We start from the raw sequence: 22,090 nt of genomic DNA, 5'->3' as shown, positions 1-22,090 counted from the left end.
GATGCTAACGAATTACTGTAGGGGCCAAGTAATCAAACATTGGAAAATTTCTCAGTACCCCAAATGTAACGGTTAGGATCAACATCACAGCCATAATTCCATGGCTAAGTGGTTGGATACGTTTCTTTTCAGTAATTAAGTACAACATATACAGAGGCGCTAGAATAAATAGCAACGGGTTAAATCTAAACGCCTGAACGAAGTCGAACTTTAACAAGGATAGAATAACTCTTGTGACTCCACATCCCGGACAATAAAATCCAGTCCATTCATGAAATAGACAAGGTATACCTAGATTGGTTAAAGGCATCCATACAGTGAAATACAGTAAGCCAAGGAGACTTAAGGACACACTCCAAAATAGTTTAGGGTGTGTCCTTCTATGAATCGTAAAATTATACCAATTTGTTAACATCAGATTGCACCAAAGCGTATGTGACAATACCAAAACTAAAGATTGTGAGGATCACGTACAGAGCTGAATTATCGGATACGAGATAGCCGCGTTGTCTTTGAGCTTCTGCAACATGTTTACCGATCTGGTAGGCCCAAACCAGGCTCCATATCCCGCAAGTAATCAATGTTAGAAGAAAATGCTTTCCTCCTGTGAATGTGTAGTCTCCACTTAGCTTTCCTACGTCATTCGTTAGAACAATAAACCAAAATATTCCGTATATTCCACATGTAATTAATGACAGTATAATGGAAAATGCGACACTCCTTTGACTAATCATTGTTCACTCTCCTATGTATTTATATGAAAATTTTACATTATTATCATAGACAATTGTGAAAATATATACAAGATAATATTTAGTAGTTTGTTTTTTTAAGAAACGTGGAACAAGCTTACTATCTGGATATAGTGGATTCCTTCATGAATATGAAATATACTTTTAAAGATTAGCCGCAAGACAGCTAGAATTTGAACTACGATTGGAGAAAATGAAACAATGTCTAATTTACCGAACTGCCCGAAATGTAATTCTGAGTACACTTATGAAGATGGAAGTCTACTAGTCTGCCCAGAATGTGCACACGAGTGGACATTAGAATCAGAGTCTGAGAATAGTGAAGATCAAAAGGTTATCAAAGATGCCAATGGCAATGTATTAAACGACGGCGACTCAGTAACTGTAATCAAAGACCTTAAGGTAAAAGGAAGCTCATCTGTTCTGAAGATAGGTACCAAAGTCAAAAACATCCGTTTAGTGGACGGAGATCATGATATTGATTGCAAAATTGATGGGTTTGGGGCTATGAAATTAAAATCCGAATTTGTTAAAAAGATATAAAAGAAAGAATCAGCTTACCTTCGATAGAAGTAGGGCTGATTCTTTCTTTTTTTAGGTAATATTTAAAGGCGTGTCATCTTATGATTTCAACAATTTGGTTTCGTCCTGCATTTTTGGCTTGATATAAAGCTTTGTCCACAGATTCGAATAAATCATTTAGTTGATTGGTCGGGCTTTCTGCATACTGCTCTGCAAAATTATTAATGGACAGTAGTCCCATGCTTACAGTGATGGATACAGAATGAGCAACCTCATCCACATGTACTTTATTGGCCTCTATCATGAATTTGATATGCTTTGCCCAGAGGTTTGCTTGTGTGTGGTTCGTATTTGGTAAATAGACGATAAACTCTTCCCCGCCATAGCGTGCCAGAATATCCGTCTCCCTTAGCGATTGCTTAATGACCTCTACCGTGCTGCAAATTACAACATCGCCCACTAAATGGCCGTAATTGTCATTCACCGTTTTGAAAAAGTCGATATCCAGTAGAATGATGGCAAAAGGCTGCTTCAATATCATATTTTCTATGATCTCTTGTTCTAAGTACTGCGTTAAGTAATGACGGTTATAACAACCTGTTAAGCTGTCGGTTATGGCCATTTGCTTGAGTTTTTGATTGGTCTGAGAAAGCTCATTCTGGATTTCAATTAATGCCAGATTACGCTCTTGCAGGATCTCGTTCTGCTGATTAGTCTCAGCAATGAGGCGATGCAGCTCGCTTCTATCCTGAAAGGTGAGAATCCGTCCAACCATGATCTCGCCTACGACAATGGGTTCCGCTGTAATATTGATGTACGCTTGGAGCGAGGTGTAGAATACTTCAACTTCGCTTCTCTCCATGGGCTGTTTAAGATATGTATGTTGAAACAATCGGAAAGCGCTGGCAGTCTGCTCCAGGGGGGTTAGCGCCGATAAGTCGAAGCGATCACCGATCTGTAGGTTGATTTTTGGCAAAAGCGATCGATTGATCTCTACCACAGTCTCGTTATCATCCAGTACAAGAATACCTAGTGTGAGTGTGTCAATGATATCCTGATGAGCGATGGTTACGAGATCAAATATTTTATCACGATGGATGGCAATGACGAAAAAGATGGCAGAGATTAGTATCCCCAGAGAGGTCATCCCCGGAATCACCGGCTGAGATTTAAACAGTACCACATTAAGAAAGACATCCAGTAATACAAATACAGTCAGCACCAGCACACCTTTGAGTACATGAGTAACCTGTTTTTTGATCCGCTGTGTGGCGTTCGATATAAGCGCTGAATAGATGATATACAGAGAATTAATAATGGTGCAGATCAAGAAGAGAATAAACAGCCAAAAAAGCGGACCATAAGATCTTTCAACATATCCACCATGCATTGGCAGTACAAAGCTTTGCTTTGGATTGACGATCACTCCAATTAAGATCAATGCTGCGACAATGTATAGGATCAGCGTTTTCTTTTTTCGGAGGAGATATGATTTTCCCGTGAGAAAAATTGTAAAAAGAAGCCATCCAATCGTTAACAGTATTGAGTCAATAAAAGCGAGCTTTACATAAAACAATTGAACATCGGGATCAGCTGTAGTTTTGAGAGCAAATTGACAGAAGGGCCATAACATCATCGTGAAATGGAAAGTCAAGTAAACCTTATGTAAGTTAGTGATTGTTACAGTAACAAATATGTAGATGAATAGAACGAAAAGAACGAAGAATAATGATAAGTCAATCCATGTCATGACATTCAATTCGGTAACACCTTCTTATATAAAAGAATAGGTTCATCTTTATTCATTTAATCTTGAAACCTTCTCCCACTCGGTTAGCAGCTCTTTTACGCTCTGTGCGGACTGTGGCTTACTGAACAAGTAACCTTGAATTTTATCGCAGCCTTGCTCCTGCAGGTAATCGAGTTGTACAGTGCGCTCCACACCTTCTGCAATAACACACATATTCATGCGTTTACCTATCATAATAATTTGTTCGACGAGAACGGCTTGATGTGTCCCTGTTCGAATGGAATCAATGAAGGACTTGTCTATTTTTAAAGTCGAGATCGGCATATGAGTAAGATAGCTTAAGGAGGAATAACCGGTACCAAAGTCATCCAAGGCAATTTTGATGTTGTGAGCTCTGAGTTCAGTCAGTTTACTGCTCACATATTCGTAAGATTCAACCAGAACACTCTCTGTGATCTCTAGCTCTAAGTATTCAGGATCTAGCCCGGAGGCTTGCAAGGTGTCTAGAACTAATTCATTGAAGTCGCTTTGCAGTAGCTGCAGCATTGAAATATTAACAGACATCGTCAGATGTGATAATCCTTGCTCATGAAGGCTTTTCAAAAAGGCGCAGGCCGTTCTGAGCACCCACGCTCCGAGGGGAATGATGAGGTGGGAATCTTCTGCTATTTTGATAAACTTATCCGGAGGGACCATGCCTAGTATGGGGTTGTTCCAGCGCATAAGAGCCTCTAGTCCCGTCACCCTGTTCTGAGTCAGATCAATCTGGGGTTGATAGAATACTTCCAGCTCATTTTTCTCTAAAGCATTATATAACTGCTTCTCAATGTTCATTCGCTCAGTAAAGGTATCATTGAGCGGTTGATCAAAGACAATAATTTGACCCTTGCCAGCGTCTTTGGCTTTATACATAGCGATGTCTGCGCATTTAAGGAGTTCCATAATATTACTTCCATGTTCGGGGTGAGCACTGATTCCGATGCTTAGGCTAACATGTAGCAGACTGTCATCCATCTCAATCGCATCTTTAAAACCGGCAATAATGTGAGAGGCTACGCTAGTTATACACTGACTGTTCTCAATAGAATATAAAAGAACGATGAACTCATCCCCGGCGAAACGATACACTTCCCCACTACTCCCAACCAGGGAAACCAATCTCTCACTAACCTTAACAATTAGCCGGTCACCAAATTCATGGCCCATCGTATCATTTACATATTTGAAGTAATCAATGTCGATGAACATTAAGGCTGCAATGTTATTCAGTTCCAAAATGTGAGGCCCATTCTCATAAAAAGCTAATTTGTTGGGCAAGCCGGTTAATAGATCATGATACGCCAGGTAATGCATCCTTTCTTCATTCATGGCTAGCTTCTCTTGATTCTCAATGAGCTGATCATATTGCTGTCTGAGTTCTTCTTCCGTAGCTGTGATTTCCTCATAGGCGGCCTCTAGATTTTCGTGGGCGCTCACCCTATCCCTATAGGCAAGATCCAGTTTCTTCTCGATCCTTTTAATCCGTTTCAGAGTACCTAGAATTAATGCAAAGATAAGCAAAGCTGTTATGAGGATAAAGAACCAGCCTTTAATTATATTAATAAGTCTTATCCACTCCGGATCTCGCGTAAAAGTGGAAACGGCCTTATCTGTTAAAGGGATCCATAAGCACCCAACAATAAAATATATTATGGCGATTTTTAACGAGCCCCGAACAGGATTGAAGGTTTGTTTGGATATGGAATTTTTGTGTTTATTTCTTTGAAGCATATGTCCCTCCTATATCAAGCATGAGATGCATGAGAGCTACTTGTTTTAGATCATTTCAACATATTTCATCAAAATCCTCTATTTGTCAGTGATGTTCTGCAAATTTTAAAAATGAGTTTTTGGACAAGCTGGATCTAGGCATTAATGCCTAGCTATGCTTGAACGTAACTTGTGTTATAATCAAACAAATAACTCGAAGAGGAAATTATAGTTAAGGGGGAATCGTAAGTGGAAATAGGTATCAGTACGTTCGTAGAAACAACACCGGATGTTCAATCGGGGGAGTTAATAAGTCATGCACAGCGATTGCGCGAGGTAGTAGAGGAGATTGTTCTTGCAGATAAGGTGGGTTTAGATATATTCGGTGTGGGTGAGCATCATCGAAAGGATTATGCCGCATCTTCTCCAGCAGTTTTGCTGGCTGCGGCTGCCTCACAGACGACACGAATTCGGCTGACCAGTGCGGTAACCGTGCTGTCCTCTGCTGATCCAGTACGTGTATTTCAGGATTTTGCAACACTTGATGGAATCTCAAATGGACGGGCAGAAATCATGGCAGGCCGGGGTTCTTTTATCGAATCTTTCCCGCTCTTTGGATACGATTTAAATGACTACGATGAGTTATTCGATGAGAAGCTGGACCTGTTGTTAAAAATAACGGCATCTGAAAAAGTAACCTGGAGTGGAAATCACCGACCAGCCATTAATAATCTGGGGATTTATCCGCGCCCCGTTCAGAATCCTTTGCCCGTATGGATTGGCAGTGGAGGCAATACGGAATCTGTGATTCGTGCTGGCCTGCTCGGGCTGCCACTTGTGCTCGCAATTATTGGAGGAAGTCCGTTGCAATTTGCTCCACTGGTGAAGCTCTATAAGAAAGCGGCGGCCCAAGCAGGACATGATGTGTCGAAGCTTCCGGTTGCCTCACACTCGCACGGCTTTATTGCAGAGGATAATCAGCTTGCGGCCGATATGTTCTTCCCCTCTACGCAGGCTAGCATGAATGTGATTGGTCGTGAGCGTGGCTGGGGTCATTATAGTCGGGCGAGCTTTGATGCGGCACGTAGATTTGAAGGTGCCTTGTATGTAGGAGATCCAGACACTGTTGCTGAGAAGATTATTCACCTACGCAAACACGTAGGAATTACACGCTTTATGCTGCATGTACCGCTAGGTACGATGCCTCATAAGGATGTATTGAGAGCCATTGAACTATTGGGTACTGAAGTAGCGCCAATTGTTCGAGCTGAGATATCGAGATGGGAAGCGGAGGTCGAAGCAAAATAGGATTGACCCTTTCTGGATTAATCAGTATAATCTTACCAATTTATTGAGGTTGTACTGATTGGAGGAGGGAACTGAAGTGGCGGATCGAATCATAGCGGATAGACTTGAGGAATTAGGTATTGTCCTGCCTAGTGCTAGTGAACCGGCGGCAAAATATGCTAACTACGTTATAGTTAATGGATTATGTTTTGTATCGGGAAAAGGACCTGCCGGGCATCCCAAAGGCAAGCTGGGACAAGACTTCACCACCGAAGAAGGCTATCATTTTGCACGTCAGGCTGGTATAGAGATCCTTGCCGTCCTTGAGTCAGCTCTAGGTTCCTTGGATAAAGTGAAGAGAGTGGTCAAAATTCAAGGATTTGTGAATGCAGATCCCTTATTCGAAGAACATCATAAAGTGCTCAATGGCTGTTCGGATTTAATGCTGGAGGTATTCGGAGACAAGGGCAGTCATGCTCGTTCGGTATTGGGCGCTATTTCTGTAAGGGATAATCTTCCGATCATTATCGATTCTATTTTTGAAGTGGATTAAAAGGAGGGCTGTGGCACCGAAAGGTGACCGCAGTCCTCTTTTTTACATGGTTTGAGAAGTAGTTAGACAGCAACCCCAATAATTGTAACAAAACTAATTACCCTTTTTTTAGTAATAATAATTGAACATATCAATCAACGAGGTGATGACATCATGAGGATTCATAAGAAAGCCACACTACTTGTACTGCTTACATCTATACTCTATACTGCTCCAGCCCATGCGGCGGTGACGCCTCAGAATCAGGTTACAGGCGTTTTTCTGGATGATCGGCAGCTTGAATTAGAGGTTCAGCCCTTGCTCATAAACGGTACAACGCTTATTCCCATGCGCAAGCTGTTTGAAGAACAGGGAGCAAAGATTTCATGGAACAACGATACCAAAACAGTTAAGGCCACTAAGGGAGCGCTGGTACTGACTTATCAAATAGGAGATTTAACCGCGAACAAAAATGGACAAGCCTTAAGCTTAACCGTTCCGGGTCAGGTTGTCGGTGGTAATACGATGATGCCGCTGCGTTTTGTCAGCGAGGCTCTAGGCAGCACCGTGAAGTGGGAGGCTAACACTCGGACCGTCCGCATCTATTCAGCACTGAATTACGATACAACGATTCGTTATGGGGTTAACCTGCGCAGTTCGCCGAATTCATCGGATCAATCAGGTGTCCAGCAAATGTTGTCCGTAGGTGATAAAGTCCATATCGTTAGAGAAGTGGATGCTTTGTGGTTAGAAGTGCGAACGCAAGACAACAAGACGGGGTACATATCTGCTAAACCGAAATATAGCAATTATACTAGTGAGTCGCTCGCTGAGAAGCAGGGAAGTGCGTTGCTTGCTTATGGAGAAAAGTATCTGGGAACCCCTTATGAATTCGGTGCAGCGACGAACCAGACGTCTACCTTTGACTGTTCTTCTTTCGTAGCACATTTATTAGAGAACGTGTTGTCGGTGGATCTGCCACGCGCCTCTTATAATCAAGCCAAAGAAGGGAAGGAAGTTGGGATCAGCGAACTGCGTAAGGGAGATCTACTGTTCTTTAGTGCACGGGGTCTCGACATTGGTCATGTTGCTATGTATGCGGGAAATAATCAGATATTGCATACGTATTCTAAGGAGCAAGGCGTCCATTATGAAGCCCTGAGTGAGAAGTGGAAGAAGCGTTTTGTGACGGCCCGTAGAATGTTTTAGATTGGGTAGCGATTAGGCTATAATGATCACGATGAAGAAGCATCCGAATACATTTGGGGGATGAAGCATAGTGACTAAAACCATCGTAGAAAAGCTGAACTTACAAAAATACAACCAAGTAGCGATATTGAGTAAACCAGAAGGCTCCGATTATTTAGCGGAATTGACGGATTATGATACTTCGCTAAATGGGGCGTATGATCTTATATTTGCCTTTGTACTAGACATGGCGTCGTTACAGGAACTAGTGAACCGTGTGATTGAGCAACAGAATCTTCATAAGAATGGCTATCTCTTTGTGGCGTATCCTAAAAAGGGAAACAAAGTGTATCCGACCTTTATTCATCGTGACGACTTACTAGAGGGTCTGGGCAGTGATGAGAATGGCTACATCGGGACAAGCAATATTAAATTTGCACGCATGGTAGGTTTGGATGATGTCTTTACAGTTGTGGGGTTAAAAGAGGATGCTAAGGGGAAAGGTCAGCTTTCCAATACCCCAAGTCAATCTGTGGATGACTATATTTCTTTCATTCCAAATGTGGAGCAAGATCTGAAAGATACGTCGGATTTGCTTGCGATCTATGAATCGCTTACCCCGGGATACCGCAAAGACTGGGCTCGATATGTCTATAGTGCCAAACAAGAGGCAACAAGAGCTAAGCGTAAAGAGGAAATGAAGAAGATTCTACAGGCTGGTTATAAGAGTCGTGAGCTGTATCGGCAAGCCAGTAGTACTGAACTCTAACTAGACCTTTCTTCATCAAAAAGATTATTTTGCAGACATAAAGACGGTAAATAATATTGCAACATTACTATTTATTCATCATAGATTTCATCAAAACCACTTCATCCTAGGAGTGGTTTTTAAGTTTGGGGTATAATGGATGTAGATCATATAGCACAAACCTACAGGGGTGAAATATAGATGAAGCGCATTACGATTTTAATTGCGGATGATGAGGCGGAGATTGCTGATCTGGTGGCTTTGCATTTGCAAAAAGAAGGGTATCATATCATTAAAGTATCCGATGGGCGGGCAGCGGTACAAGCTATTGAGTCCCAAACGATAGATTTGGCGATTCTGGATATTATGATGCCAGGGCTGGATGGCTATGAGGTAACCCGTCACATTCGGGAGCAGCATCATCTGCCGATTATTTTTTTAAGTGCGAAGACTTCTGATCTGGACAAGATCACGGGACTTGTCATGGGCGCAGATGATTATATGACCAAACCGTTCAATCCAATGGAGTTAGTCGCCCGCGTTAATTCTCAACTACGGCGCTCTATACAATTCAGTCAGCCCGCAGCCGTTCTTAAGTCGGTCCTTGAAGTTGGTGGGTTGACGATTTCACCAGATGAACATACCGTCACTCTTTACGGTGAGGTAATAGACCTAACTCCGAAAGAGTTTGATATTCTGCATTTATTGGCGAGCCATCCTAAGCAGGTGTTTAGCGCGGAGAGTATCTTCCAACAGGTATGGGGAGAAGCTTATTATGAGAGTGGCAACACGGTCATGGTGCATATCCGTACCTTGCGCAAAAAGCTTGGTGAAGACATCAATAAGAACAAATTTATTAAGACAATCTGGGGCGTAGGATATACCTTTACTGGGTAAGGCCACTGAGCTCTTATACATTTTAAGAAAAACTTTATATTTGTCCTGCTTTTTCTTTAAAGTGTCTTCGTTATTCTATTCCTATCAAGCATAAACGCCTTAAGGAAATGGGAGGACATTACGGATGAAAAAGTGGTTTTTTTTGGTGATCGTTGTGTTATTTGTTGGTTACGCAGCCGCTCGTTATTTACCGGATACGGGTAATTTAGCTGATAAGAATGATAAGATCCAGAAGGGATCGATTAGAGATAGCGATAGTTTAAAGGTGGTTACGCAAGATCAGGTATATCAAGGGGATTTATTGCTGGTGAACAAACAATATCCGGTACATGAGGACAGCGTGAAGTCTGATATTGTGACCTTATTTGATCAGAAGGATCTGGTTCAGGGCTATGGATTACTAGATACCTCGATTCGGTTGTCTGAAAGTGTAGCACATAAATTCAATAAGATGATCAAGGCTGCTGAGAAGGATGGCGTGAATCATTTTTTAATTAGCAGTGGGTACAGGGACTTTGAGGAGCAAGAGCGATTGTATGAGGAAAAAGGTTCAGACTATGCTCTGCCAGCGCAATATAGCGAACATAATTTAGGATTATCGCTGGACATCGGATCGTCCCAATCGGAAATGAGCAAAGCACCTGAAGGCAAATGGCTGGAAAAGAATGCGTGGAAATACGGCTTTATTCTACGCTATCCGAAAGACAAAACGGAGATTACGGGGATTAAATATGAACCTTGGCACTTCCGTTATGTCGGCTTGCCGCACAGTGCGATCATTTATGAGAAGGGAATTGTGCTGGAACAATATTTAGATCTTTTGAAGGAGAATAGTGAAATTTCAACGGTTGTAGACGGCAAAACATATACAGTAAACTATTATCCAGTATCAGGATATACAAGTATTAAGATTCCAAAGGAAGGGCAATATAAAACGTCGGGCGATAATATGGATGGCGTAATTGTCACTACATTTTGATGAGTACGAAGCCTAAGAGCGAGTCTACTATGACGTTATTGCTGGCAGCCGTATTTATTGTCTATATGTATTTCTTGATCCGAATTATCGTATTTAAAGGCGCACCTTTTAGCTTGCAATCACTTTGGGAACAGGCAGGGCGTATGCTCGAGCATCCCGACAGAATTTTTAAGCGACAGGGCAACTATGTACCCTTTAAAGAGATCTCGCGGGGGATAGAGCATCTGTCACTTTCAGATCCTTTTTCATCACTTAATTTAGTGGGCAATCTTCTGGCGTTTATTCCGTTTGGAGTCTTTGTTCCTATGCTGTTGTCGCAAAAAGTAAGGTTATTTCAAAAGGTCTTCATGCTCTCTTTTGCGCTGAGTCTGAGCTTTGAAGTTACACAATTAGTATTGTATATCGGCACCTTTGACGTGGATGATCTGATCTTAAACACTTGCGGTGGGGTAGTCGGTTACGCCATATATAGAATGCTGGTTTCTTCTGGATTGTTTACAACTATATCGAAGCGGTGTTAGTATTTGTGGATGGTAGATATAGACAGAGGATAGAAGGGGCATGGTATGAAAAAGCGTATTTCGGATATTGTTTCCATCATTGTAGGAGCATTGCTATTTTCCTTGGCCGTTAACTTGTTTGTGATTCCGAACGAGTTCGGTGAAGGCGGGGTAACGGGACTGACTATGATTACATACTATTTGTATCAGTGGTCACCAGGTATTGTTAGCTTAATTCTTAATGCTTTATTATTGATTGTGGGTTATAAATTTCTGGACAAAACGACGACAGTATACACGATTATTGCGGTGTTTTTTAACTCGTTATTCCTGATTCTTACGAAGAATTGGCATATCGCCAGCGATGAGTTGATCATCAATACAATATTTGGAGGCATCTTGTCTGGTGTGGGTATCGGAATGATCATACGTGTGGGTGGAACGACCGCAGGGTCAACCATTATCGCCAGAATCCTGCATAAATTTTTGGATTGGAACGTTAGCTACGCTCTTCTTCTAGTCGATTTAGTTGTAGTATTTGCTTCGTATTTCATCATTGGTGTTCAAAGTCTGATGTTTACGATTGTGATGCTTTATGTAGCGACTAAGGTGATGGACTTCATTATTGAGGGAGTGAATCCTAAGAAGGCCGTTACGATTGTATCCAAGGAGCAGGACAAAATTGCTGAACAAGTTAATGGAATCATGGATAGAGGGGTCACAGTCATATATGGCCGAGGGTATTATACTAAAGAACCCAAAGAGCTGCTCTATATTGTCATTAGCAAACAGGAAGTAACCATGCTTAAGAAAATTGTAAGATCGATTGATAAAGAAGCTTTTATCGCCATTCACGATGTAAGAGATGTGTTCGGAGAAGGCTTTGTGGAGCTGGCAAAATAAGAGTGAAAGTGCTGTCCGGTAGCTACCTGAGCTGCTTGGACAGCTTTTTTTTGGATTGGGCATTCGAATGTGATGGATATCATTGCACTTTCTGTTTGTTCACATTTTATTAAATTTTAAAGTGATTCAGCGCACACTCGCTCATTTGCAGCTTCTATATGCTTTTTATAGAGGCATTATCTAATTGCAGGAGAGAGGGTATTCATATGTTAGATCAACAAACGATTGCTATTATAAAATCAACAGTTCCTGTAGTACAGGTTCATGGAACAACCATTACTACGACGTTCTATGGCATGTTATTTGAAAACCATCCAGAGCTATTAAATATATTTAATCATGCCAATCAGCGGCAAGGCAGACAGCAGACAGCGCTTGCTAACGCAGTCCTAGCAGCGGCTATGAATATTGATCAACTAGGGAATATCTTACCGGTGGTAAAACAGATTGCAGAGAAGCATCGAGCACTGGGTGTATTGCCTGAGCATTATCCGATCGTGGGTGAGACCTTGTTAGCTGCGATTGGGAAAGTGCTTGGTGATGCGGCAACACCGGAAATTATAGATGCATGGGCTAAGGCTTATGGGGTAATCGCAGATGCTTTCATAGGAGTGGAAGCAGAAAAATATCGTGAGGCTGCCGAAGCGCTGGGGGGCTGGAGTGGATTCAGAAACTTTATCGTCACTCGGAAGGTTAGAGAAAGTGAGCTTATTACTTCCTTTTACCTGTCTCCTGAGGACGGAGGGGCGATCGCCTCTTATTCCCCGGGTCAGTACATCACGGTTCGTGTTCAGCCCGAGGGGGAAGAATATTCCCATATTCGCCACTACAGTTTGTCCAGTGCTCCGGGACAGGCGTATTACCGTATCACTGTTAAACGGGAAGGTGAAGGGATAGACAGACCTGCGGGCGTCGTATCCGCTTATCTGCATGATTTCGTCCAAGTGGGCTCTATATTAGAAGTGGGCTCTCCAGCGGGCGATTTCGTACTGGATCAGCGTAGTGACACTCCGGTGGTTCTAATCAGTGGGGGTGTAGGCTTAACCCCAATGGTAAGTATGCTGGAGACAATAATTGCTGCACAGCCAGAACGCGAGGTAACCTATATTCATGCAGCCATCAATGGAAGTTTGCATGCTATGAAAGATAGGGTGGCAGATTTAGCACAATCTCATTCTTCTCTTCGGTCCTATGTATGTTATGAATCTCCAGGAGAAGGCGACAAGTGCAATAGATCTGGTTACATTGATCTTTCTTGGCTTCAAGAAATAGCAGATGTGAACTCTGAATTCTATTTCTGTGGGCCGACCCCATTTATGAAGGTCATATATAAGGCGCTCAAGGAATGGCGGGTACCTGATGACAGAATTCATTTTGAATTTTTTGGACCTGCCGGCAGTTTAGAAGAATAATATAGATAACAAAAAGCGCCTCAGCCGATTGGCTGAAGCGCTTTTTGCATTGCGTTAGTGGTGATTTATTTGAAAGAAGCAAATGGATTAGTGCCTTTAGGCAGTATTGAACTAAAATTAAAGGTATAGGTAGGGATTCCAGCTGCATAAGGTGCGATTTCATATTGTTGATAGAAGATAGCTAAGCCACTTTCACTGACGAAGAAGGCAGGCTTCTCTGTTAGACCACCAGTTGACTCCGGAAAAGCTATATCCTTAGTGCTTTGCTTCAACATTTTATCTAGTTTTTGTTTGTAGTTTGGTTCTGCCTTTAGCAGGTCTTTAAGCTCTATCTTCATACCATCCTTCAGCGAGAAGGTATGTCCCTCGCGCATGGTACCGCCGTGTGCTCCACCGCTATATCCATATTGATCAACTACAATACTAAGCACGCCTTCACGGTTAAAGGTGACAACATAATTTTGAGAGTAATCATATTTATTCTCTATCGTGCCATCCCTACGGCTAGACTCTTTCTCAGCCTCTGACACGAATAGTTCAGCCTCTTTTTTGAAGGTGGTATTAATCGTGTTTTGTACTTCATTCGTCAGACCGCTGATCTGTGGATATTGTACTTTAATATTAGCATTCTTATTGCTCTTGTCTAAGGTAACAGAGGTGATCTTGATGTCATTCATCACCTTCTTGCTAAGTTCAAGTGATTTCTGAGCTGGATTATATACGCCTTGAACACCTAAATAATCATTTAACAGTTTGAATGGAACATATAAACGGTCATTGATCATCTTCACTTCATGATTTCCGGTCATGCTATAAATGTAATATCCGTTCAAATCGGTACTGACGCCATAGTCAGAGACCTCCATGTTCAGCTTCACCGAGTCACTACTTACACTGTAAGTCTTTGTGGTTGAATTGTATTGAATAGCAAGGCCGAAGGCATCACGCAATACGGTTAAAGGGATCATCGTATTTCCGTCTACGATTTTTCCTTGCTGCGTTAAGACTTGGCCTTTATATTTAAGCGCCACAGAAGGCTGCTGAACAGCTTGATTGACTGTTTTTGTACCGGTCGTTGCAGCTTGAACAGAATTCCCTCCGATGAGTCCAGTACCTCCAAATAATACTCCAGTAGCTATTACAGCAGACGTCCATTTCATAGTTTTGTTCATGATTTAATTTCTCCTCTCCAATGATGGGCTTATGTAGTTCATTATGATTTTTGATGTTATCTATCACTCCTACAATTATACCTAGGCCCCAAATAGATTTGATTACAAACACGGTTACAGTGTTGTTGCATAGACGTGCAAAAGGTATATACTTTTTAACCATTTATTAATTTTTGACACAATCATGAGGACTTTAAAGTAATTACGGTAAGCTCGGGACGACAATTAAAACGTATAGGCATACGAGTCACTCCAATTCCGCGTGTGGTGTAGACCTGGAGTCGACTATCTGGGAGCTGGTATAATCCGCTTGAATATTTACTGCCGTGCGGCGGGGTATACAAGGCACCTACAAATGGGAGACGCACCTGTCCTCCATGACTATGGCCGGACAATTGCAGATCTATGGGAAGATGACTATATTCATCAGCAAAATCGGGTTCGTGCGCAAGGAGTAGAGTACATGCCTTATCAGGGATATGGCGTAGCGCCTGATGAATATCTGCTTTGCCGACCCACGGATCATCTACTCCAGCTAGATAAAGCGCCTCCGCATCTTTTTTTAAGACAATATGTTCATTATGAAGTACGTGGAATCCAGATTGCGTTAACCCTTTCGTCACAGCTTTCCTAGTGCCAAAAGCATCGTGGTTACCTAACACAGCATATTGTCCAAAGGGTGCCAGCAACTGTGAACAGATGTCCACAGCCTCAGAAATATAATCGACAGAATGATCTAGTAGATCCCCTGTGAAGCAGATCAGATCTGGATTTACATGTTGAATTTGCTGTACTAACTCTGTTAAGGCTTCGGACTTCGTATACACGCCTAAGTGTAAATCACTGAAATGAACGATACGAAATCTATCGAATGCTGGAGGGAGTAGAGGAAGCTTTATATCTATATGTTTAACTTCAAGCCAGTAGGGCTCAACCCAGTGTGAATAAATGCCGGATGCACTTGCGGTTCCAAGCAGCCCGAGCGACACTTGAGCACTTTTCTTCAGAAATTGGCGTCTGCTAATAGTATTCATAAACAAATCATACGTGGGGATTGTTACTCTACTATGACAATATTCATTTAATAACCCATTGTGACGATAAAACTACATATACATTTTTTATATGGGAGATGAAGAGATGAGTATTATCGATGCCTTAGTCCTCGCAGCACCTTATTTCAAAAAGATTCACTCGCAGGATATTATGATTGGAATCACGGACAGGGAGATCTTCCATTATTACGCACCAAGTAAAGTTATTGATCTCGGATTGGTTAAGGGTAACCCTATCCCTCCTGAAGATCTGTCGCTTTCAAATGGACTGAAAGGTATAGCAAGCTCTAACCGAATCCCAGCAGAAATTTATGGAGCTCCTGTAATCTCAACATGTGTACCTATCTACGGAACGGATGATGATGTAATCGGGGTTTTTGCCATTGCCTATACACTAGAGAACGAGAATAAGCTTGAAGGATTCACAGATGAGATTAATGAGATAAGCAGTCATCTAATGGAGATGGTGCAGAGCGTAGCTGCCCAATCTCAGGAATTATCAGCTACTTCGCAGCAAATATTAGATAATACGCGTAGAGCCGTAACGGAATCACAAGAAGTGAATAAGGTTGCCGGCTTCATTCGTGAGATTTCTGAGCAGACGAACCTGCTTGGGCTGAATGCGGCAATCGAAGCCGCGCGTGTAGGAGAGCAAGGGGCAGGTTTTGGGGTGGTTGCTACTGAAGTGCGCAAACTGTCCGTTAACACTAAAGAAGCAACCCATAATATTGAAAAATCACTGAGTGATGTTCAAAAGTCCATTAAGCAAATGGAGCAAGAAATTGAAGCGATCTCTGCTTCTTCACACGCACAAGCAGAATTGGTCACTGAATTCAGCGGGGTAATTGAGCGCTTGAATAAGGCCAGCAAAGAAATGACTACTTTCATGCAATCCATCATCCAGTAGGGTGTATGCATAAAGTTACTTATCCTAAACCATGCTAGAAGAGAACAGGCGCATTTCAGAAGGGAGCGAATTTCATTTATGAAACAACCCGATTCCAGTCTGCAAGCGAACGACAATGTAACTCAAGCCAAAAATGCTTTAGGCAAGCTTCATTTCTCTGTCTCTCAGGCGCTTAGTCATCCAACAGAACAGACTTTGGCACAGGCTGAGAACCGTTTGGCGCATACCGAACAGGCGGTAGAGCAAGCTCGTGCCTCGTTAGGTCCCCAAGGTGTGGAGTTGGCTGAAGAACTGCTGGCCGAGGATAAGAGCAGGCTTGCTGCATTGAAGACGCAAGGGAAACGTTCAGAACGCTAGATGTTCCTGCTACAACCCGTGAAGCGAATAAGCTTCACGGGTTGTTCTCATGTGCTATTCCCCTAAGGATGTAGCTTAGGAGTGTGGGTGGTATACTGGAACGAGAGTTCTAGCATGGCTTAGATGGAGGATAAAGGATATGAATGGCATGCACATCGAAGAGTTAACCCGGCAGGCGGAGGCTTTCATTCGACAATGTTACGCTGAACTTGATAAGACTGAAGCTGAGATGGATCAACGCATCCAAGCCGTACGAGAAGAAATTAATCAATCCGGGAGTTACACACATACAACGGAAGAGCTGGCTCATGGGGCGAGAATGGCTTGGCGAAATAATAGCCGCTGCATTGGCCGCCTCTTTTGGCAATCCATTGAGCTGATGGATGAACGTCTGGCAGAGACCGAGGAGGATATTGCTGAAGCTTTGCTGCGACATCTGGAAAAGGCGAATAATGGAGGACGTATTCGTCCACTTATCACGGTCTTCCGCAGCGGGGAAGCTCCTGATCGGAGAATCCGGATTTGGAACCATCAATTGATTCGTTACGCGGGATATCCTGGTGATGCTGAACATGAACGCGCTGGTGATCCGGCATCGGATGAATTTACGAAAGTGTGCCAACAACTAGGCTGGCAGGGAACAAGGGGCAATTATGATGTATTGCCGCTAGTGATCAGCATAGGTAATGGGCACCCCCATGTATTTCCTATTCCTCAACACCTTATTCAAGAGGTACCGTTAACTCATCCTGAAATTGAACGTTTTGCAGAGCTTCAGCTTCGCTGGTATTCTGTGCCGATCATTTCGGACATGCAGTTGGAGATTGGCGGGATTCTATACCCCGCGGCTCCTTTTAACGGCTGGTACATGGAGACCGAAATTGGCTCACGTAACTTAGGGGATACTGGAAGATATAACACTTTGCCAGCTGTAGCTGATCTGATGGGACTTGACCGCTCCAGTAACACAACGCTTTGGAAGGATCGGGTGCTTCTTGAGTTGAATCGTGCAGTACTGCATTCCTTTAAGCAAGCTGGGGTCAGTATCGTTGATCACCATACAGTAGCCGATCAATTTGTGAGATTTCAAGAGCAGGAGCAGGGACATGGACGTCAGGTTTCGGGACGCTGGTCATGGCTGATCCCCCCTATGTCTCCGTCGTCTACACCGATTTGGCATGACAGTAAACTGAAAGAATATGATTACAGCCCTCGTTTCCTTTATCAGCGATCACCTGTGGCCACCTGTCCTTTTCACTAGCAATCCAATTTATGATCAAAAAAGCGCCAAGTTCCCCTCATAAGGAAACTGGCGCTTTTTAGGCTTTTAAATGCTCTAGAAAGATTTGTTTAAGAAGCTCGAGCTGCTTGTCGGAGTCTAAATCCGATTCTAGCAGGAGGATGTTCTCTTTCATCGTTAGCTTTCTGGAAAAGAGAGCAAAGCTGTTCATCAGCGTGATTAAGGTCTCTTTCACAGGGAGATCGGCGCGAATAGAACCGTCTTCTACCCCATTTTGAATGATCCTGGAGTACTCATGCCAGATCTTGCGGTTTAATGCATTGAAATCCAGAACGTCCTCAACAGGCTCATTTAAGTGAGAGGCGTAGCTTTCAAAATTGACCATAAAAATAATGCTTAAATGATTTTGATCCTGAATAAAGAAGTCAAATAACATCTCGATCTTTTCGAGACAGGTAAGTGGTAAGTCGGCTACATGCTTAAAGTAATCGAGCATTGGCTCTAGCATTCGGGTGGCCACCGCCACGATGAGCTTTTCTTTTCTGGGAAAATATCGAAACAGCGTCGCAATCCCTATATTTGCTTCGCTTGCGACATCCTGCATCGTCGACTTTTCAATTCCTTTTTGCGAAAATATTCGTTCTGCTGATTCGAGAATCGTATATAATCGCTGCTGTTTACCGTCAGATCGTTCTTTTTCATAGCGTGCTTTAGGATTCATGAGGGATAGACCCTTCCATTTTTTAATTAGGTTCTTTAATTATTAGTATTATATCCACCGTTTATTGGATTAAGCAAGGAGAGGTTGTAGTTATTTCGTAAAAATGATATGATGAATATCACAGTGATAGTGTGACTATCATCACTCGAGTTATTATATCACAATACGATTATAGAGGAGACTTAATTATGAATCGTCTAACTAATAAAGTAGCAATTATTACAGGTGCAGGCAGCGGCATGGGTCGTGAAGAAGCCCTTTTATTGTCCAAAGAAGGTGCTACAGTTGTAGCAACTGATATTAACGAAGCTGCTGTACAAGCAGTTGTAAAAGAAATCGAAGCCAATGGTGGACAAGCAGTAGCTTATGCACATAATGTAGCTTACGAAGAAGACTGGATCAAAGTTGTAGAAAATGTGATTAGCAAATTTGGAAAAATCGACATCCTGGTAAATAACGCAGGGATCTCGTTCCCAGTTCAATTACTTGAATCCACTGTTGATCAATGGAACAAAGTAATGAACATTAATGTAAGCAGCGTATTCCTTGGGATGAAACATGTTGTTCCTCAAATGAAGAACAATAAAGGTGGTTCCATCGTCAATATCTCCTCCATCGCAGGTTTGACTGGCAGCAGCGGTGCTGGCGCTTATACAGCTTCTAAAGGTGCCGTTCGTATGCTGAGTAAAGCAGCAGCTGTAGACTTTGGTAAAGATAACATTCGCGTGAACTCTGTTCACCCAGGCTTTATCGAAACTCCAATGAGTGCTGAATTTGTAAATGATGAAAGAATGCATAGCTTCTTTATGTCCCAGACTGCATTGCCACGCGTTGGACGTGCTTCTGAAGTAGCTGAAGCTGTATTGTTCCTAGCTTCTGACGAAGCTTCTTACATTACGGGTGTTGAGCTGCCAGTTGATGGCGGAGTCGTGGCTAAATAATAAATTTCTAATAGGCAATACTAAGAAAGCCGTCTCATGCGTAGATGTTATCTACGCGTGGGGCGGCTTTTTGCGTTCTAGGCGTCTCGATAAGCACTCAAGTAACGCTTGATATACAAAATTAATAGTAATAGATACACTGAAACCATCATAAATGAGGAGGAGATTTCGGTGTTCGATATGTTAAAGGTAGGCAAGAATATCGCTGATTTAAGAAAGCAGACAGGGATGACTCAGATGGGGCTTGCCGATCAACTAGGCATTAGTTATCAGGCGGTTAGTAATTGGGAACGAGGAGAGACTATGCCGGATGTTTCTAAGCTTCCCCAGCTGGCCGAAATTTTTAATGTGAGCATTGATGCAATCCTTGAAAAGAGCAAATCGACTCAGATAGTAGTAAATGTACTGGAAAATACCACAGAACAATTTTTAAATCAAAATGAGCTTTCAGTAGCCGAAATTTCCGAAGTTGCCCCCATTCTTCTTACGGAACATGTGAACGAGGTATTTGAATATGTGAAGGATCCAGTATCGATACAAGATCTGCTATCCATCGCTCCATTTATAAGCGAAGAAGTACTAGATGAGTGCGCAAAAGTTACCTTTGAGCGAGAAGGAATTCATGTGCTGTTGTCTATTGCTCCGTTTATAAGCGATGAGATGCTGGATGAGTGTGCAAGAAGTACCTTTGAGCGAGAAGGAATTCATGCGCTGTTGTCTATTGCTCCGTTTATAAGCGATGAGATGCTGGATGAGTGTGCAAGAAGTACCTTTGAACGAGAAGGCATTAACGCATTATTATCTATTGCTCCTTTTTTAAGTGACGAGGTACTAGATGAGTGCGCTAGAAGAGCTTTTGAACAAGAAGGGATAAAAGCCCTCGTGTCTATCGCACCATTTATTAGCGACGAGGTGATGGATACATTAGCAAAAGCGTCTCTTTCTATTTAAATCATAAAAATATTTAAGCGCCCATTTCTACCGAACATTAGCCTACACCCCTGCATAACATATAGCACTTGTAAGCAGGAGAAGGGTGTGGTTCAGTGATGGGCATCCAATTAACAGCGCTCCATTATGTATATTTGGCATTCATCGTGTTCATTATGGCACTTCTGATTAAGCGGCGGGATACAACGATGATCTGTATTTCAGGCATCTTTGTATTAGGCTGGCTCGCGACAGAAACGATTAGTGGTTCAGTCACAGGCGTATTCAACTCTTTTGTATATGCAACAAAGGAGCTAATGGGTACGATTATGATTATTTCGATCATTGTAGCCATGAGCAGAGTTTTAACACGTACCGGAATAAACGAGACGATGGTTGCCCCGCTTACACGTTTTTTACGTACGCCGTTTATGGCATTTTGGGGCATTGGCTTGATTATGATGGTGACATCATGGTTCTTCTGGCCTTCGCCAGCAGTGGCTCTGATAGGGGTTGTGCTGCTGCCCGTTGCTATTCGCGTAGGATTGCCTGCACTTGGAGCAGCGATTGCGATGAATCTATTCGGTCATGGGATTGCGCTGTCGAGTGATTATATTATTCAAGGTGCACCTAAATTGACGGCAGATGCGGCAGGACTTCCGGTAAGCAGTGTCATGGAAGCGAGTATTCCGCTTGTTATAGTGATGGGTGTAGTCACTACGGTAACAGCTTATTGGATGATGCGACGAGATCAGAAGAACGGTACTTGGCGAGACGGACTTATTTCCGGGAAAAATGCCGCGAATGCGCTAGCTGCAGACAGTGAGGCGGTCGAGGGTCAAGCGGTGATTCCTCCCACACTGAAAAAATGGCTGGCGATCGTTATCCCACTCCTGTTTCTAGCTGATGTAGCAGGCATGTTCCTACTGGATTTACAGGGTGGAGACGCAACGGCCTTAGTTGGCGGGACTGCTGTATTTATCTTGGTTGTAGTAACAATGCTCGCACATCGTAATAAAGGACTTGAGCAAGTCACCACATATCTGATCGATGGGCTTACGTTCGGCTTTAAAGTATTCGGTCCAGTAATTCCAATTGCGGCATTCTTCTATCTGGGAGATTCGGCCTTTGCTGAATTGTTTGGTAAAGTCTTACCTGCTGCATCTCAGGGAATTGTTAATGATCTAGGGGTTGCTCTGGCGCATAATGTACCTCTAAATGGTGCTGTAGGTGCTGTGACCGCTACCATAACAGGGGCCATTACGGGCCTTGATGGTTCAGGGTTCTCGGGAATCTCACTTGCGGGGTCCATCGGAAAATTGTTCGCTGTTGCCACACATTCCGACGCAGCTACTTTAACTGCACTCGGTCAGGTATCTGCCATTTGGGTTGGCGGGGGGACGCTAATCCCATGGGCATTGATTCCAGCCGCCGCCATCTGCGGCGTAAGTCCATTTGAGCTCGCTAGACGCAATGTTAAACCGGTGCTGATTGGGCTGATAGTTACAACAATTGTTGCTATGTTTCTGGTGTAGAACTAGCTTAGAA

23 protein-coding genes are annotated in these 22,090 nt (G+C 42.8%); 16 read left to right on the top strand and 7 right to left on the bottom strand.

Annotated elements, in window-relative coordinates:
- Window positions 1–4: 4 nt before the first annotated feature.
- Window positions 5–310, bottom strand: a complete 306-nt coding sequence (locus tag NYE25_RS20165; protein ID WP_256716193.1) for a DUF2752 domain-containing protein — start codon at window positions 308–310, stop codon at window positions 5–7.
- 85 nt (window positions 311–395) lie between these two features.
- Entirely contained in the window at window positions 396–734 is a 339-nt protein-coding gene (locus NYE25_RS20160) for a DUF4234 domain-containing protein (RefSeq protein WP_052404459.1), read from the bottom strand.
- A 219-nt stretch (window positions 735–953) separates the two neighbouring features.
- Here NYE25_RS20160 and NYE25_RS20155 point away from each other — a divergent pair, with 219 nt between their 5' ends.
- Window positions 954–1,295, top strand: a complete 342-nt coding sequence (locus NYE25_RS20155; protein ID WP_042131582.1) for a zinc ribbon domain-containing protein YjdM — start codon at window positions 954–956, stop codon at window positions 1,293–1,295.
- 73 nt (window positions 1,296–1,368) lie between these two features.
- On the opposite strand, the gene NYE25_RS20150 is transcribed toward NYE25_RS20155, so the two are convergent.
- A complete protein-coding gene (locus NYE25_RS20150) occupies window positions 1,369–3,024 on the bottom strand; it encodes a histidine kinase N-terminal 7TM domain-containing diguanylate cyclase (protein ID WP_341147758.1) in 1,656 nt (551 codons plus the stop codon).
- A 48-nt stretch (window positions 3,025–3,072) separates the two neighbouring features.
- On the bottom strand, window positions 3,073–4,794 hold the full coding sequence (locus NYE25_RS20145; protein WP_341146692.1) for a putative bifunctional diguanylate cyclase/phosphodiesterase: 1,722 nt from the start codon (window positions 4,792–4,794) through the stop codon (window positions 3,073–3,075).
- Window positions 4,795–5,022: 228 nt separating this feature from the next.
- On the opposite strand from NYE25_RS20145, the gene NYE25_RS20140 reads away from it, so the two are divergent.
- The 9 genes from NYE25_RS20140 (at window position 5,023) to hmpA (ending at window position 13,219) form a co-directional block, all read left to right on the top strand.
- The gene (locus tag NYE25_RS20140; protein ID WP_341146691.1) at window positions 5,023–6,081 is read left to right on the top strand and encodes an LLM class flavin-dependent oxidoreductase; all 1,059 of its coding nucleotides are present in this window, start codon (window positions 5,023–5,025) and stop codon (window positions 6,079–6,081) included.
- Window positions 6,082–6,157: 76 nt separating this feature from the next.
- On the top strand, window positions 6,158–6,613 hold the full coding sequence (locus tag NYE25_RS20135; RefSeq protein WP_341051162.1) for a RidA family protein: 456 nt from the start codon (window positions 6,158–6,160) through the stop codon (window positions 6,611–6,613).
- Window positions 6,614–6,766: 153 nt separating this feature from the next.
- Window positions 6,767–7,801, top strand: coding sequence for a C40 family peptidase (locus tag NYE25_RS20130; RefSeq protein ID WP_341146690.1), 1,035 nt, complete (start codon window positions 6,767–6,769; stop codon window positions 7,799–7,801).
- Between the two features lie 67 nt (window positions 7,802–7,868).
- Window positions 7,869–8,549 carry a YdeI/OmpD-associated family protein gene (locus NYE25_RS20125; RefSeq protein WP_341147757.1) on the top strand — a complete coding sequence of 227 codons (681 nt, stop codon included), beginning with the start codon at window positions 7,869–7,871 and terminating at the stop codon, window positions 8,547–8,549.
- 180 nt (window positions 8,550–8,729) lie between these two features.
- The gene (locus NYE25_RS20120; RefSeq protein ID WP_042192843.1) at window positions 8,730–9,425 is read left to right on the top strand and encodes a response regulator transcription factor; all 696 of its coding nucleotides are present in this window, start codon (window positions 8,730–8,732) and stop codon (window positions 9,423–9,425) included.
- Window positions 9,426–9,549: 124 nt separating this feature from the next.
- Window positions 9,550–10,404, top strand: coding sequence for a M15 family metallopeptidase (locus tag NYE25_RS20115; RefSeq protein WP_341051166.1), 855 nt, complete (start codon window positions 9,550–9,552; stop codon window positions 10,402–10,404).
- Between the two features lie 29 nt (window positions 10,405–10,433).
- A complete protein-coding gene (locus NYE25_RS20110) occupies window positions 10,434–10,925 on the top strand; it encodes a VanZ family protein (protein WP_052404457.1) in 492 nt (163 codons plus the stop codon).
- A gap of 45 nt (window positions 10,926–10,970) precedes the next feature.
- Window positions 10,971–11,807 carry a YitT family protein gene (locus tag NYE25_RS20105; RefSeq protein WP_341146689.1) on the top strand — a complete coding sequence of 279 codons (837 nt, stop codon included), beginning with the start codon at window positions 10,971–10,973 and terminating at the stop codon, window positions 11,805–11,807.
- A 206-nt stretch (window positions 11,808–12,013) separates the two neighbouring features.
- The gene (hmpA, locus tag NYE25_RS20100) at window positions 12,014–13,219 is read left to right on the top strand and encodes an NO-inducible flavohemoprotein (RefSeq protein ID WP_341146688.1); all 1,206 of its coding nucleotides are present in this window, start codon (window positions 12,014–12,016) and stop codon (window positions 13,217–13,219) included.
- Between the two features lie 65 nt (window positions 13,220–13,284).
- Here the strand turns inward: hmpA and NYE25_RS20095 are convergent, their stop codons facing one another.
- Both NYE25_RS20095 and NYE25_RS20090 read right to left on the bottom strand, forming a co-directional pair.
- Window positions 13,285–14,391, bottom strand: coding sequence for a PdaC/SigV domain-containing protein (locus tag NYE25_RS20095; RefSeq protein ID WP_341146687.1), 1,107 nt, complete (start codon window positions 14,389–14,391; stop codon window positions 13,285–13,287).
- 182 nt (window positions 14,392–14,573) lie between these two features.
- Window positions 14,574–15,425 carry a metallophosphoesterase gene (locus NYE25_RS20090; protein WP_341146686.1) on the bottom strand — a complete coding sequence of 284 codons (852 nt, stop codon included), beginning with the start codon at window positions 15,423–15,425 and terminating at the stop codon, window positions 14,574–14,576.
- Between the two features lie 91 nt (window positions 15,426–15,516).
- Here NYE25_RS20090 and NYE25_RS20085 point away from each other — a divergent pair, with 91 nt between their 5' ends.
- The 3 genes from NYE25_RS20085 to NYE25_RS20075 all read left to right on the top strand — a co-directional run bounded on the left by NYE25_RS20085 (window position 15,517) and on the right by NYE25_RS20075 (window position 17,971).
- Window positions 15,517–16,353, top strand: coding sequence for a methyl-accepting chemotaxis protein (locus NYE25_RS20085; protein WP_443189833.1), 837 nt, complete (start codon window positions 15,517–15,519; stop codon window positions 16,351–16,353).
- 78 nt (window positions 16,354–16,431) lie between these two features.
- Window positions 16,432–16,710 carry a hypothetical protein gene (locus NYE25_RS20080; RefSeq protein ID WP_076284951.1) on the top strand — a complete coding sequence of 93 codons (279 nt, stop codon included), beginning with the start codon at window positions 16,432–16,434 and terminating at the stop codon, window positions 16,708–16,710.
- Between the two features lie 139 nt (window positions 16,711–16,849).
- Window positions 16,850–17,971: a nitric oxide synthase oxygenase gene (locus tag NYE25_RS20075; protein WP_445667141.1), complete on the top strand. Its 1,122-nt coding sequence runs from the start codon at window positions 16,850–16,852 to the stop codon at window positions 17,969–17,971.
- A 58-nt stretch (window positions 17,972–18,029) separates the two neighbouring features.
- On the opposite strand, the gene NYE25_RS20070 is transcribed toward NYE25_RS20075, so the two are convergent.
- Window positions 18,030–18,671, bottom strand: coding sequence for a TetR/AcrR family transcriptional regulator (locus NYE25_RS20070; RefSeq protein ID WP_081382675.1), 642 nt, complete (start codon window positions 18,669–18,671; stop codon window positions 18,030–18,032).
- A gap of 188 nt (window positions 18,672–18,859) precedes the next feature.
- Between NYE25_RS20070 and NYE25_RS20065 the strand changes: the two genes are divergently transcribed.
- The 3 genes from NYE25_RS20065 to NYE25_RS20055 all read left to right on the top strand — a co-directional run bounded on the left by NYE25_RS20065 (window position 18,860) and on the right by NYE25_RS20055 (window position 22,077).
- On the top strand, window positions 18,860–19,612 hold the full coding sequence (locus NYE25_RS20065; protein ID WP_341146685.1) for an SDR family NAD(P)-dependent oxidoreductase: 753 nt from the start codon (window positions 18,860–18,862) through the stop codon (window positions 19,610–19,612).
- 180 nt (window positions 19,613–19,792) lie between these two features.
- Window positions 19,793–20,563 (top strand): helix-turn-helix domain-containing protein, encoded by a 771-nt coding sequence (locus NYE25_RS20060; RefSeq protein WP_341147755.1) that lies wholly within the window; start codon window positions 19,793–19,795, stop codon window positions 20,561–20,563.
- Window positions 20,564–20,661: 98 nt separating this feature from the next.
- Window positions 20,662–22,077 carry a hypothetical protein gene (locus tag NYE25_RS20055; protein WP_076298017.1) on the top strand — a complete coding sequence of 472 codons (1,416 nt, stop codon included), beginning with the start codon at window positions 20,662–20,664 and terminating at the stop codon, window positions 22,075–22,077.
- Window positions 22,078–22,090: the final 13 nt, after the last annotated feature.

The sequence above is a fragment of the Paenibacillus sp. FSL E2-8871 genome, assembly GCF_038000345.1.
Taxonomy (GTDB): domain Bacteria; phylum Bacillota; class Bacilli; order Paenibacillales; family Paenibacillaceae; genus Paenibacillus_AQ.
The sequence above is the reverse complement of the archived record's forward strand: the minus strand, read 5'-3'. Positions and strand labels throughout refer to the sequence as shown.

Excerpts from the sequence above, each read along its gene's own strand:
- NYE25_RS20060 (WP_341147755.1), top strand. The coding sequence starts at position 19,793 with ATGTTAAAGGTAGGCAAGAATATCGCTGATTTAAGAAAGCAGACAGGG.
- NYE25_RS20105 (WP_341146689.1), top strand. The coding sequence starts at position 10,971 with ATGAAAAAGCGTATTTCGGATATTGTTTCCATCATTGTAGGAGCATTG.
- NYE25_RS20080 (WP_076284951.1), top strand. The coding sequence starts at position 16,432 with ATGAAACAACCCGATTCCAGTCTGCAAGCGAACGACAATGTAACTCAA.
- NYE25_RS20095 (WP_341146687.1), bottom strand. The coding sequence starts at position 14,391 with ATGAACAAAACTATGAAATGGACGTCTGCTGTAATAGCTACTGGAGTA.
- NYE25_RS20120 (WP_042192843.1), top strand. The coding sequence starts at position 8,730 with ATGAAGCGCATTACGATTTTAATTGCGGATGATGAGGCGGAGATTGCT.
- NYE25_RS20165 (WP_256716193.1), bottom strand. The coding sequence starts at position 310 with ATGCCTTTAACCAATCTAGGTATACCTTGTCTATTTCATGAATGGACT.
- NYE25_RS20090 (WP_341146686.1), bottom strand. The coding sequence starts at position 15,425 with ATGAATACTATTAGCAGACGCCAATTTCTGAAGAAAAGTGCTCAAGTG.
- NYE25_RS20115 (WP_341051166.1), top strand. The coding sequence starts at position 9,550 with ATGAAAAAGTGGTTTTTTTTGGTGATCGTTGTGTTATTTGTTGGTTAC.
- NYE25_RS20055 (WP_076298017.1), top strand. The coding sequence starts at position 20,662 with ATGGGCATCCAATTAACAGCGCTCCATTATGTATATTTGGCATTCATC.
- NYE25_RS20160 (WP_052404459.1), bottom strand. The coding sequence starts at position 734 with ATGATTAGTCAAAGGAGTGTCGCATTTTCCATTATACTGTCATTAATT.
- NYE25_RS20130 (WP_341146690.1), top strand. The coding sequence starts at position 6,767 with ATGAGGATTCATAAGAAAGCCACACTACTTGTACTGCTTACATCTATA.
- NYE25_RS20085 (WP_443189833.1), top strand. The coding sequence starts at position 15,517 with ATGGGAGATGAAGAGATGAGTATTATCGATGCCTTAGTCCTCGCAGCA.
- NYE25_RS20145 (WP_341146692.1), bottom strand. The coding sequence starts at position 4,794 with ATGCTTCAAAGAAATAAACACAAAAATTCCATATCCAAACAAACCTTC.
- NYE25_RS20075 (WP_445667141.1), top strand. The coding sequence starts at position 16,850 with ATGAATGGCATGCACATCGAAGAGTTAACCCGGCAGGCGGAGGCTTTC.
- NYE25_RS20155 (WP_042131582.1), top strand. The coding sequence starts at position 954 with ATGTCTAATTTACCGAACTGCCCGAAATGTAATTCTGAGTACACTTAT.
- NYE25_RS20065 (WP_341146685.1), top strand. The coding sequence starts at position 18,860 with ATGAATCGTCTAACTAATAAAGTAGCAATTATTACAGGTGCAGGCAGC.
- NYE25_RS20070 (WP_081382675.1), bottom strand. The coding sequence starts at position 18,671 with ATGAATCCTAAAGCACGCTATGAAAAAGAACGATCTGACGGTAAACAG.
- NYE25_RS20110 (WP_052404457.1), top strand. The coding sequence starts at position 10,434 with ATGACGTTATTGCTGGCAGCCGTATTTATTGTCTATATGTATTTCTTG.
- hmpA (WP_341146688.1), top strand. The coding sequence starts at position 12,014 with ATGTTAGATCAACAAACGATTGCTATTATAAAATCAACAGTTCCTGTA.
- NYE25_RS20150 (WP_341147758.1), bottom strand. The coding sequence starts at position 3,024 with ATGACATGGATTGACTTATCATTATTCTTCGTTCTTTTCGTTCTATTC.